General features: G+C 46.4%; 10 protein-coding genes. 1 reads left to right on the top strand and 9 read right to left on the bottom strand.

The window, feature by feature from the left end; all coding sequences use genetic code 11:
• Positions 1-53: 53 nt before the first annotated feature.
• The 6 genes from ACWPAB_RS07260 to ACWPAB_RS07235 all read right to left on the bottom strand — a co-directional run bounded on the left by ACWPAB_RS07260 (position 54) and on the right by ACWPAB_RS07235 (position 6,314).
• The gene (locus ACWPAB_RS07260; protein ID WP_016381906.1) at positions 54-1,571 is read right to left on the bottom strand and encodes a flotillin family protein; all 1,518 of its coding nucleotides are present in this window, start codon (positions 1,569-1,571) and stop codon (positions 54-56) included.
• Between the two features lie 39 nt (positions 1,572-1,610).
• Entirely contained in the window at positions 1,611-1,991 is a 381-nt protein-coding gene (locus ACWPAB_RS07255) for a hypothetical protein (protein ID WP_003566868.1), read from the bottom strand.
• A 288-nt stretch (positions 1,992-2,279) separates the two neighbouring features.
• A complete protein-coding gene (locus ACWPAB_RS07250; protein ID WP_003576070.1) occupies positions 2,280-3,323 on the bottom strand; it encodes a PTS transporter subunit IIC in 1,044 nt (347 codons plus the stop codon).
• A 16-nt stretch (positions 3,324-3,339) separates the two neighbouring features.
• Positions 3,340-4,332, bottom strand: coding sequence for a D-2-hydroxyacid dehydrogenase (locus ACWPAB_RS07245; RefSeq protein ID WP_003580431.1), 993 nt, complete (start codon positions 4,330-4,332; stop codon positions 3,340-3,342).
• 43 nt (positions 4,333-4,375) lie between these two features.
• On the bottom strand, positions 4,376-5,539 hold the full coding sequence (locus ACWPAB_RS07240) for an aminotransferase class I/II-fold pyridoxal phosphate-dependent enzyme (protein WP_003571143.1): 1,164 nt from the start codon (positions 5,537-5,539) through the stop codon (positions 4,376-4,378).
• Positions 5,540-5,993: 454 nt separating this feature from the next.
• A complete protein-coding gene (locus tag ACWPAB_RS07235; RefSeq protein WP_003580436.1) occupies positions 5,994-6,314 on the bottom strand; it encodes a hypothetical protein in 321 nt (106 codons plus the stop codon).
• Positions 6,315-6,644: 330 nt separating this feature from the next.
• On the opposite strand from ACWPAB_RS07235, the gene ACWPAB_RS07230 reads away from it, so the two are divergent.
• Positions 6,645-7,349, top strand: a complete 705-nt coding sequence (locus ACWPAB_RS07230) for a TIGR00266 family protein (RefSeq protein ID WP_016381905.1) — start codon at positions 6,645-6,647, stop codon at positions 7,347-7,349.
• Between the two features lie 152 nt (positions 7,350-7,501).
• Here the strand turns inward: ACWPAB_RS07230 and ACWPAB_RS07225 are convergent, their stop codons facing one another.
• The 3 genes from ACWPAB_RS07225 to ACWPAB_RS07215 form a co-directional block, all read right to left on the bottom strand.
• Positions 7,502-7,882, bottom strand: a complete 381-nt coding sequence (locus ACWPAB_RS07225) for an HIT family protein (protein ID WP_003580439.1) — start codon at positions 7,880-7,882, stop codon at positions 7,502-7,504.
• 103 nt (positions 7,883-7,985) lie between these two features.
• A complete protein-coding gene (gene asnB, locus ACWPAB_RS07220; RefSeq protein WP_003566883.1) occupies positions 7,986-9,890 on the bottom strand; it encodes an asparagine synthase (glutamine-hydrolyzing) in 1,905 nt (634 codons plus the stop codon).
• 979 nt (positions 9,891-10,869) lie between these two features.
• Positions 10,870-11,940 (bottom strand): metallophosphoesterase family protein, encoded by a 1,071-nt coding sequence (locus ACWPAB_RS07215; protein ID WP_003585415.1) that lies wholly within the window; start codon positions 11,938-11,940, stop codon positions 10,870-10,872.

The following is an 11,940-nucleotide window of genomic DNA, read 5'->3' as shown; positions in this document are numbered from 1 at the left end:
ATGCTTTTTTGTTAATCCAACCTTTTGTCACTAGCAAGTTAACAACTTATAGGTTACTTATTCTTTTCTGCCATCCGCGATGGTGTCGGTTTTGGGTCATCATCAGTGGTTCCCTTTTTAGGGGCCATTGTTGCTTCTGCTGGCGGCTTCGGTGCAGCTGCATGTTGATCCTTGATGGCATCGACAACGGGTTGATTTCCAGCTTGATGCATCAAGGCGCCGTTCAGCATCCCGCGAATATCAATTCCGGCAACTTCTTGCAACATGTCCAATTGTTTGACCAGACTGCCGCTGGTTTGACCGGTCAGATCACCGTCACCATAAAGCTTGATCGAATCGACATTGGCATATGGACTCATCGCGGCTTCGATAATCTTTGGCATTGCCTCAATGGTCATCTTAAACCGACCGGATTCGTCTAACTGACGGGCTGCTTCTGCTTGCTTGGCAATGGCTTCCGCTTGCGCCAGCCCAATTGCCCGCGTTTTGCCAGCTTCTGCTTCCCCGATGGCCTTAGTGGCATTAGCGTTGGCTTCAGCGGCTAATTCTACCTGCTTGGCTGATGCCTCAGCTGCCGCAATCTGCGTAGCTTTTTGCGCTTCAGCTGCGCGCTGCGCCTTATACAGATCGGCGTCGGCTTGCTTACGCACGCTGGCATTCAATTCTTGCTCTTGTAATTCAGCGTCTTTTTGGGCAAGTTCAATATCTTTTTCTTTTTGAACTTGCTTGGCCTTCATTTGCTCAACAATAGCAGCCTGATCTGCCTGCGCTTGGGCGATTTCTTGCTGTTTCTTGAAATCAGCCATTTTGACTTGCTGTTCGCGTTCGGCATCAGCCACCTGTGTCTGCCGCTCAATTTCTTGTTGCTTAGCTTCTTGATCCGCCTGCGCTTGCTGAATCCGGGTGTCACGACTGGCCGCCGCTTCAGCCACTGCTGCATTTTTCTTAACTTCAGCGATTTGCTTTTTACCCAGCGAATCCAGATAACCGTTTTTATCGGCAATATCCTTGATCGTGAATGAGATGATCTGCAAACCCATTTTTGCCAAGTCTGAACTAGCTACATCCTGAACCTTCTCCGCAAAGGCATCACGATTCTGGTACGTGTCTTCCACGGTTAAGGTGCCCAAAATAGCGCGCAGATGGCCTTCAAGGATTTCGGTTGCTTCCGAATTGATTTGTTCGTCATTCTTGCCCAGAAATTGTTCTGCCGCCGTCGCGACCTCTTCTTGACTGGAACCAATTTTCAAAATAACGGTTCCGTTGACGATGATTGGCACCCCTTGTTGTGTATACACTTCTGGGGTTGCGACTTCAATCGTGCGTGTATTCAGACTCAAAACATCCCAGCGCTGCAAGATTGGCAGAATGAACGAACCGCCATTCGTAATCAGCTTAACTCGATTGCCGTTAACATCTCTAAAACTGTGCTTGCCCGAAATCATGGCTCCAGAGATAATTAACACTTCGTTGGGCAGTGCGGTTTTGCGATGGGTCGCCAAGAAAATAAAAATCAAAATCAAGACGATGGCCGCAATGATCCACGGCATATAATCAGTGAGAATTTCCATAAGTCCCCTCCTCTAAATGTGATGGCTAACTACGCTAGTTCACGCTCTCCTAAATGCATCAACATATGCGATGCCTTGCTTGAGTTCGATGATGACGACCTTGGTGCCTTGAGCCAGTGTTTGATGCGTGCCGGACCACAATTTGGCGGGATAGGTTTGCCGCGCCAAACCACCGCCAGTCACCATCACTTCACCAGTGTGACCATCAGAAACGGCTAATGTAACAGTCCCCAACAAATAATCGCGATCACTGACGGATGTCGTGTTCTCAACGGGTGCCAGTAATCGTTGCAAGAACGCGATCAGCGGCAGTAAGACTAAAGAAAAAAGCATCCACAATAAGCCAATCGCCAAAAGCATGGCACCAATGATCACAAGAATTTGTAACCAAAAAACTTGTTGGGTCAGCCATGACACCATCGTCATCACCTCACTTTTTAATCACATTAAATCCCTTTCATTTTATCATGCAAGCCGTCCATAACCTATACCATTATCGACACAACGTGCGTTTTTTATTTTAACTTGGCGAATTCTTCATCCCGAACCAATTTAGTTATCAAAAAATAAATTTTCGCAAAAAATGTGCTTTTAGACGTTACAAATTTTACTGATAGCATTGAGCCGTTAAACCTACAGAACTTCTTTTGTTGATCCAAGATTATGTGCATTCACAACCAGGCTTTAGGCGGGATTGATAGAAACCTATCAGTTGTAATTCAAAGCATAGTCTTCAGGGTCTTGATAATGCAGCGTCTTGGTGAACAAGACATGACTCGCATAGGCCAACGCAATCGGCAAGATAAAGAATAACAAGGTCAATTCAAGGACATTGCCAACTGTGACACTGCCCATAGCATCAAGCGCTGCCAAGGGGCCGACTAAGCCAGAAAATCCAAAACCGGCACTGGCCGGGGTGCCTTGAATGTTCAACGCCGCCCCAATACCGCCTAGAATGCCAGCATTAATCGCCATCGGCAAAAAGAGCTTTGGCCGAGAAAGAATGTTAGCCATCTGCATTTTTGGCGAACCGAGGAAGTGAGCCAGCGACGTGCCAAAAGAGTTTGCCTTCCAGCCATAGGTCGCCAAGGCAAAACCTGCCCCCACAATCCCGAGGTTAGCAGAACCCGCACCGATACCGGTCAACGAGATTGCCGTGGCAATACCGACCGTACTGATCGGGCTCACAATCAACACGGCGAAAATGATCCCCATGAGCACACCCATCACGATTGGCTGCAAGGCCGTCACATCATGGACAACGACACCAATATACTTCGTGATGCTTGAAACCGGCCCAAGCGTTAACATGCCAATCCCGCCGGCAATGACCAGCACCAGTGATGGAATGAGCAAAATCGTATAAGCTTTCAAGGCGTCACCAAGCAGCACTATCAACAAATAACCAATGGCTAAGGTGATCGCAAGGTTAATGACATCGCCAGTACCAGCAACCGTCAATCCTGTTTTAGTCAGATGGTAGTTGCCCGCCCCAACGATCGCGGCCAAAGCTAACGAACTGGTTTGAATCGGCGTAAATTTGGCCAACATGCCGACACAGACAGCCGACAGTGCCGGCAACAAAGTCATTGCAGCCCCTGTCATGTAGGTAACCACCGCCAATTGCGGAAAGCTTGGCAGCAACAGTTTGACAATTGCGTTCAAAATAGCGCCGGGTACCAAGGCGACAATAATTCCCACGGATAATCCGTTCAAAATGTTCATAGTAATGGTTTTAGCATCTTGTTTCATTGACTTGTCCTCCAAGTTAGTTGACTTGATGCGCTGACTTGCCGCCTTCAAGAATGGTTTTAACATCGTCCAGTGAAATATCAATCATATTTTTGACCGCCGCATCCGTATAAAAACCGATATGTGGTGAAATTTCAACATTCGGCATAGCCTTCAAAGTTTCAAGTGCCTGATTATCAACGAACGTTTGACTGCGGTCTTCTCCGAAAATACCGGCTTCGCCTTCAATCGTATCCAAGGCTGCTCCGGCAATCGTGTGATCATTAAGTGCTTTTATCAGCGCTTCCGTATCCACAATTGGCCCGCGGGCCGCATTGATCAGATATGCGGTCGATTTCATTTTACGTAACGCATCCGCATCAATGAGATGGGTGGTCAAGCCGTCCAACGGTGTATGGACCGTCACGACATCAGATGTGGTGAGTAAGGTGTTTAGATCCACATAACTGACCGTATCCGCCAATTCAGGCCGCTTCACTGGATCACTGACGATCACAGTCGCTCCCAATGCCCGAAAAATACGGGTCACAGCACTGCCGATTTTACCAGCACCAATAATACCAACCGTCAAGTTATGAATTTCAGATGCTTCAAGGCCGGCCCAACTATAATCATCCTTCGCTTCGCGGGCGCTTGCTTCCCCTAAATGCCGAATCAACCGCATGACTTGGGCTAAAACCAGTTCGGAAACCGATCGTGGCGAATAGGCCGGTACATTGGTCACAACTAATCCGTTTGCAGTGGCGGCAGCAAGGTTCACAATATCGTAGCCGGTAATGCGCAATGTCAGCTGTTTGATGCCAAATGCCTTCAGTTTTTGGTAAACCATTTCGTCAGGAATCGCACCATGCTGTTGAATCACGACACCGTCATACCCCTTGGCTAAATCAACGGTGTCCGGTCCAAATTCAACCGTGTTGGTATCAACTTGAATATCATTAGCAGCGACCCAAGCATCAATCGCAGCCCGCTCATCAGGTCGGACGGTATACATTAGAATTTTTGTCATATTTGCCTCCAGATTGTTAGCCCAGCATTTTTCAATCGGCTCATTAATGCGTTGCCATATACTTGGCGATGCGCTCGGCCGCCAACTTGAGATCCGCCATTGAAGCTGCATAAGAAATCCGCACGTACCCTTCACCGCCGGGGCCAAAACTAGCGCCAGGAATTACCGCGACCTTCGCCTCTCGCGCCAAGGCATAGACGAACTTCCAACTATCATGCATTCGCTCCGGCAGCTTGGCAAAAATGTAGAAAGCCCCATCTGGGTTCGGCACAGTCAACCCTGCGGCAGTTAAGGCTTTGATCAAGAAGTCACGGCGTTTCATATAAGCTTCCTTCATTGGCTGCGTATCATCCATGCCGTTTTTCAAGGCTTCTTCAGCGGCGCGCTGCGCATTGGTGGTGACACTCGTGATCGTGAATTCACTTACTTTGCCAATCTGCTGAATCACATCAGCTGGTCCTGCGGTGATTCCGACCCGCCAACCGGTCATGGCATGGGACTTTGAGACCCCATTCAATACAACCGCTTGATCAGGTAAAATTTCACCCATCGACACATGTTTGCCTGTATACGTCAGCTCGGAGTATATTTCATCACTCAATACGAAGATTTCGTATTGCTTGATCACCGCTGCCAAGGCTTCCAAATCCGCGCGATCGTATGTCACACCTGTCGGATTCGTCGGATAGTTCAAAACAACGGCTTTTACCGTGTCTTTGTTTGCCTCAATTGCCTTCTGCAACTTCTCCGGTTTCAAAATGAAACCATCTTCTGACGTATCAATAAAAATCGGCTTGGCACCATTCAACAACACAATTGGAATATACAACGGAAAAATTGGCGTCGGGATAATGACGGTATCGCCTTTATTCAGCATTGCCGTCAAACTCGAATAGATGCCGCCTGTCGCGCCGGCAGTGATCAAAATTTGGCTTTCCGGGTCATATTTGGTGTTGTATTTCGTCGCCAGATAATGGCTGGCAGCAGCCCGCAATCCTGGAAGTCCTTTGCTTTGCGTGTAATGACTCTCATTGTTTTCAATCGATGCAATACCGGCCGCCTTCACATGTTCAGGTGTCGGAAAATCCGGCTCGCCAAGTGTCAGCTTGACAATACCTTCAATCCCGCTGATCGCAGCATTAAATTGCAAAATATCGCTGGGCTTGAGCTGCTTAACTTCCTGATTCATCCGATCAACTAATGCCATATTATTTTCCTCCAATATTTTTCCTTATAGTTCTATCATAACGTGTTTCATGGGGAAGACCTAGGCGTCCGAACTTTGCCGCCACGGTCAATTGTCCCCTTCTCGAGACCATTTTGATTAGCGAGTCACTCGTTCTGCTGCTTGAAATCAAACAAAACCCCACAGTCACAAGCCGACTGTGGGGTAAGATAATGGGAATGATTCTCCTGATCTCAGCCACACAGTCAATTGCTTGATCTGTGTGACCGCTCACTCAAAGGTAACTGGTCTCACAGATCGTGTCTGAAAAACCAGAAATAAAAGGACTGTTCGCTTTGAGTCAGCTTGTTGGTCATTATGAGAACCTCCTAAGAATTAGATTAGTTACAGGTTACTGGGTTGTGAAGCATTTGTCAAATGATTTATGAGGTATCATTAGCAATTCAGTTTTTTTTAACGACTTTTTGAGATCACTTTAAAAAAGGTTTATCCCAGAAAGTGCTAAGCCAGGCTGGAAATTTCGTTCAATGTCTAGTGCCTGACCTTCCATATCAAGAAGAACAGTTTGTTGCTCTGCCGTGAGTTGATAGTGATGTTCACGCATCTCATCTCTAATAAAGTAGCCGATCGACCGCACTTGCAGACCAATGTTCATCCCTTGTGTTCGTTTACTTGCTAGTTTATCAATTGCCTGTTTTATTTTTAAGACAATCGTTTGGGCGGTGACATCTGTTTGTTTTCCGAAAAGATGTTGTAGTTCTAACATCTTAACCATGATTGCTTGCTTTTCATCCATTCAGAATCGCTCCTTCATTCGGGCAACGAGTTGTTAAATCTTAACGATATACAAAATTTGCCTTTTAATTGCTTGCCGTCTTATTATCGCAGTATCCCTTCCAACATCTGCAAACTGCCAATTTTGGTTATCTTATCCAAAATATACGCCTGAGGAACAGTTCGGGATTCATTTAAATTTAAACGTCGGTATTTTCAGGTTTTTCGTCGTTCTTTCCTTTAATTCGTATAAGGACACCACGGAAAATGCAGTTTTGCCAAACGACAACAACCAACACTGACCCTTCAGAATAGGCTACAATGACCTTAATTAAGAGAGGAGCATTTAGTCATGAATTATTCAATCACACCCAACAGCACCTTCCCTGTTGTCAACATTACGATGGGCCAAGATGAAACGATTCAAATTGAATCCGGGTCCATGATTTATCACAATGGCATGGTCGAACTCAGCGGTCATATGAATAGTAATGGTAAGAAGGGCCTTGGCGGTATCATGAGTGCTATCGGCCGCTCAGTCACCAGCGGCGAACGTTTTTTCATCACAACCGCCACTGGCACTGCCCCGGATGCTGAATTGGCCATCGCCCCCGGTAATCCTGGCGTTATCAAAGAGTTAACTCTTGACGACACCCATCAGTATCGTTTGAATACGGGTGCTTTTCTGGCCATGGACACCAGCGCCAGCTATCACATGGTGAGTCAAAAAGTCAGCGGTGCTTTGTTTGGCGGGACTGGCGGGTTCTTCATTATGGAAACTGCCGGAACTGGGACAATGCTCGTATCTGCTTATGGCGACATCATTCCGATCACCTTGGATGGCAGTCATGAATATGTGATTGATAACAGTCACGTTGTTGCATGGGACAGCCAACTAAATTACAACATTCAACCTGCCAGCGGTATCATTGGCTTCACAACTGGCGAAGGTTTGGTCAACCGCTTTAGTGGCTCTGGTACTGTGTATATTCAAACGCGGAACATTGAAGCTTTGGCAAATCTGGTTCAGCCATTTTTGCCAAGTAGCAAAGACTGATTGCATTGCCCTGATTTAAGGCAAGCCAATGCACATCAAAAACCCGTCAATTTTTGGCGGGTTTTTGATGTATGCAAGGAATATCAAGCAAAAATTGACGCCACTCGTGTCTTATTTGCCGAAAATACATGATTTGACTGTCTACATCTAAATTAGGCAAATTCTTGGCCATTCGGTAGCATTTTCCGAATACCGCCAGCAGGATTAGGATCATCCCCACGGTATCGCGGGATCAAATGCAGGTGGCAATGCATCACTGTTTGACCGCCATACAGGCCGACATTAGCGCCAACATTATAACCATCAGGATGATATTGCTGGTCAATCAACGTTTTGCCTGCATGAATGAGACGATTGATGGCTAACAGCTCCTCCTCGCTTAGGTCGAAGAAGTTGCTTCGATGCGTCCGCGGAATCACAAGCAAGTGACCCTGGCTCACAGGATGAATATCCCAAAAGGCCACTGCGAGATCATTTTCAAGAATGATACTGGCTTGAGGAAGATGGCAAAAGATACAGTCGGCTTGTGACATCATGGTGTCCTTTCTGATTAAGTCTCAAATCAAAAATAAGCACAAGGCGCTTGCAGCTCTGAACTGCTGCATTTGCCTTGTGCTTATTATTCAATACGATGGATTATGCTTCAAGTTTCTCTTTACTTGAATCTGCAATATAATGCGGCACTTCATCATCGATGAAATAGACCTTGTACCAAACAAGGAAGGTGTAAATCGTCCAAACTTTCCGACGATCATCGCTTTCCTGCCGATACGTACGATCCAAGATATCGAGAATGGCATCCTGATCGAAGAATTCCTTGACCCAGTCTTGTTCAAACATTTTGCGGACCGTCTTGTAGAACGGTTCGTCTTCCAACCACTGCTTGACCGGCACTGGGAAACCGAGCTTTTCACGACTCGCCCATTCTTCCGGTAAGTGACGGTTAGCAGCTTCACGCAATGCATACTTCGAGTTGTGCGAATTGATCAGATACTTGGTTGGGATACCAGCCGCGACCTTAGCCACTTCCTTATCAAGGAACGGTACCCGCAATTCCATCGAGTTGGCCATCGACAACTTGTCAGCTTTCAAAAGAATATCTTTTGGCATGAACTGGTGGATGTCGAGATACTGCATCTTCTTAACTTCATCATCGTAATGACGTACCTTTTTGTACGAAGCGGTCACGATGTCACGAACACTCTCACTTTGCCGAAATTCCGGTTGTAAGATCTTGTCAGCCTGGCCCTCATGAAAAACCAGTGCTTCGCCGATGAAGAATTCTTCGGCAGGGGCTGTTGATTCATAAAGATGCAAGCGGCCATGGAAATTCGGCATCTTTTTCAGGCCATGGGCGATCGTATACTTAACACCTTTTGGCAACTTGCGTAAACCGTCCGCAAAGACTCGAATGGCGTGGCTGCGCGTATGGAAGCCATAGTTCGCATAACCAGCAAAGAGTTCATCAGCACCTTCCCCAGACAAAATAACGGTCACGTCTTTGTGTGCCAGTTTCGTTAGGAAGTATAGCGGTACACAGGAAGGATTGGAATCTGGTTCATCCAAATGATATTGAATCAATGGGAAGTTATCTAACGCTTCTTTTTCAGTAACAATATCACTAGTGTTATCCAAACCGAGTTTGTCACTGAGTTCCTTAGCGGCAACGCCTTCGTGATACTTTTTGTTGTCAAAACCAATTGAGAAGGTATGCTCTGGCCGCAACAAGGCGGTGATATAAGAGGAATCGACCCCTGATGAAAGTAAAGACCCGACTTCGACATCGGAAATCCGGTGAGCATCAACTGACTCAGAAACACTCTTGTCAATAGCTGCAACAGTATCTTCAAAGCTCAAATTGTTCGCCTTGAAATCCATGTCCCAATACTTCTTAATGGTTAACTTGTTATCCTTCAAGGTAAAATAGTGCCCTTCAGGAATCCGGTAAACCCCTTTAAAGAAAGTCTCATCCAAAGCCGAATATTGGAAAGTCAAATAAGGCTTCAGTGCTTCCTTGTTCAATTGTTTCTTAAACTTAGGATGTTTCAAAAATGCTTTGATTTCACTACCCACAATAAAGGTATCGCCATCGTGATAGTAATACATCGGCTTGATCCCAAAGAAATCACGCGCGCCAAACATTTCCTTCTTATTATCATCCCAGATAAGGAAGGCGAACATCCCGCGAATCTTCTTGAGAAGTTCGTCCATCCCATATTCCTCATAACCGTGAAGCAGAACCTCGGTATCGGAATGGGTCTTGAACACATGCCCAGCAGCAATCAAATCCTTGCGAATGCTCTGGAAGTTATAAATTTCCCCATTAAAGATGATCGCAACTGTGCCATCCTCATTCAGGATCGGCTGCGAACCACCTTTTAAGTCAATGATCGACAACCGGCGGAATCCGAGGGCAACGTTATCATTGATATATTCGCCGCTGGAATTGGGACCCCGGTGTTTGATCATGTCCATCATGTTATTAATAACTGGCTTTTTATTTAAAATTGTCTTGTCCGCAAACGCGATGATTCCGCACATACAGTTAACCCCTTTTCGCGTGAATGACGATCATTACTTGTTTCAGTATAAAGATTTAGCGTCGCAAGTCAATTCAAGAGCGTGAGCCACCCCGGTTAGAAACCGGAGTGTAAGTGGCCTTGGCCGTGATGGCCTGGGTTTGGCTATTGCGGTCAAGGTCCTTACACGCAGGTTTCTGGGGTGGCGATCGCGTTTAAATCAGAGCGTGAGCAGGCCCGGTTAGAAACCGGAGCATAAGTGGCCTCGGGCATAAATGGCTGGGCTTTGGCCATTTATGTCCGAGGTCCTTATGTGCAGGTTTCTGGGCCTGCGAGCGCGTTTCGGAAAACAGCCGGAATCAGTGGTTCAGTTTGGCTGTATCACAGCCGCGATGATCATTCACCCTCCTACTTTCCAAAAAAACGCAAAAAAACAGAGATCCAAGTTCCTACAGGTGAACTTGGATCTCCTAAGTTAAGGATTTGACCGATGCAATAATCTCAAAACTTTTCTTGGTACTAATTGTAAAACCTTCTTCGATAACCTTAATACTGCGACACCTTCTAAAAAATACTTATTCACTTGTACGGAACGACGAGTGTTGAAATGATGTTGCCCTATAACTAGGCGTTGTTTGGTGGTCCTATTGACACACCCTATTGAACATCTATGGGAAGCTCATTGCCCCGCTTGGATTACTGAGTCTTTTTATTAGCCTCGTACCTCCATGTGTGTTCATCTTTGGTCAGTTGGAACATGAATCGTACGACTGGTGGCGCAGATACTTACTGCACCAACGCTCTATTTGTCTATTCGTGCTTTGCGACACACACATCACTTTCGAGCTGGTTCGTCTTGGTAATGCTAGACAAGGATCGTAATGCTCGGTTCCTGCATCGACCTTTTGGTTCTTCCTTAACTTCAATTAAAGTGTATCATGTAAGCGCTAACTTTGCAAGCTAATCACGTCATTTATTTAAAAAAATCGTTCCATCCGCGCTCAATACTGAAAACGCCGAACACGGCTCGCAGCACCATAGCCATATAAGCTAAGCAGCCGCTGTTGCGTATCCACACTCACCACATAACCGGCATATTCGCTCGGCAAACCAAAACGTCGATCATACCGGCGATTAAACTTGGTTGTTAGACCGTGATGACGGCCCATCAACGCGCTTGTATTCTGCAGGCTGTAATGAATGCCATTAACAATGTAATCTGCTTCTAAATGATAGTGCCCAGCTAAATAACCAACCACTCGGCCGCTTGACTGCCTAAAGTCAAACCGCAGACGACCGCCAAACGCTGGTGCCTCGCCAGTATGCAACACCCCGCTCGCGTGGAAGTTAAAGGCTCGCAATAACTCATGGACAGCGCGGCCATTAAATTTCAGTGCCGGCTGGCCATTTTCCTTCAGGGCTGGGGCATGGCTCAACAACAAGACATCTCGCTTACCAGCACCTTTTAATGCCAATGCAAAATTCCGGAGCTGAGCGAATGAGACCGCAAGTGTTTTCTTGACATCAAAAGCCTTGTGACCATCAATCAAAGGGACATCTGCCGTATTCAAAACAATGATCCGCAAGTTAGGAAAGTCTTGAACCATTAGCCCTTCTTGCGAAACAGCCACCCCTATCTGCTCAGCATTTGGTCTAAAAATCATCGTCTGGTTCACTTCTGGCAAAAAGCTGCCGCGATGCCCTGCCCGCTTTTCGGCAAACTTGTCATTATCGTCATGATTGCCTTTTGTCACCAGAAACGGGACAGAACCGCTTTGATAATCAGCCATGATGTTCCGTAATCGCAGTCGAGTCAGCCATGGTGCCTCGGACCCATCCACCAAGTCGCCAAGATGGACCCGGAGTGCCAGTGGTAATTGGTCACTTAACCATTGCTGTTCGCGTACATGCCAGTATCCAGTAGGTCCATAATAAGTGGTGGCAAATTTTGCCTTATCGTGGGTATCCGTGATCAACGCAAAGTTTACGGCTGAAGGCGACAGCAATGGCGAGATTGCGGAAACAAATCTGGTCAGATCTTTTTTGACAAATGGTCGGATTGCAATGCTCAT

The sequence above is a fragment of the Lacticaseibacillus sp. 30 genome (assembly GCF_053819265.1).
This window is presented reverse-complemented; position numbering and strand designations above follow the sequence as displayed.

Bases quoted from the DNA above. Each gene is read 5' to 3' on its own strand.
- ACWPAB_RS07260 (WP_016381906.1), bottom strand. From the start codon at position 1,571: ATGGAAATTCTCACTGATTATATGCCGTGGATCATTGCGGCCATCGTC.
- ACWPAB_RS07255 (WP_003566868.1), bottom strand. From the start codon at position 1,991: ATGGTGTCATGGCTGACCCAACAAGTTTTTTGGTTACAAATTCTTGTG.
- ACWPAB_RS07250 (WP_003576070.1), bottom strand. From the start codon at position 3,323: ATGAAACAAGATGCTAAAACCATTACTATGAACATTTTGAACGGATTA.
- ACWPAB_RS07245 (WP_003580431.1), bottom strand. From the start codon at position 4,332: ATGACAAAAATTCTAATGTATACCGTCCGACCTGATGAGCGGGCTGCG.
- ACWPAB_RS07240 (WP_003571143.1), bottom strand. From the start codon at position 5,539: ATGGCATTAGTTGATCGGATGAATCAGGAAGTTAAGCAGCTCAAGCCC.
- ACWPAB_RS07235 (WP_003580436.1), bottom strand. From the start codon at position 6,314: ATGGATGAAAAGCAAGCAATCATGGTTAAGATGTTAGAACTACAACAT.
- ACWPAB_RS07230 (WP_016381905.1), top strand. From the start codon at position 6,645: ATGAATTATTCAATCACACCCAACAGCACCTTCCCTGTTGTCAACATT.
- ACWPAB_RS07225 (WP_003580439.1), bottom strand. From the start codon at position 7,882: ATGTCACAAGCCGACTGTATCTTTTGCCATCTTCCTCAAGCCAGTATC.
- asnB (WP_003566883.1), bottom strand. From the start codon at position 9,890: ATGTGCGGAATCATCGCGTTTGCGGACAAGACAATTTTAAATAAAAAG.
- ACWPAB_RS07215 (WP_003585415.1), bottom strand. From the start codon at position 11,940: ATGAGCATTGCAATCCGACCATTTGTCAAAAAAGATCTGACCAGATTT.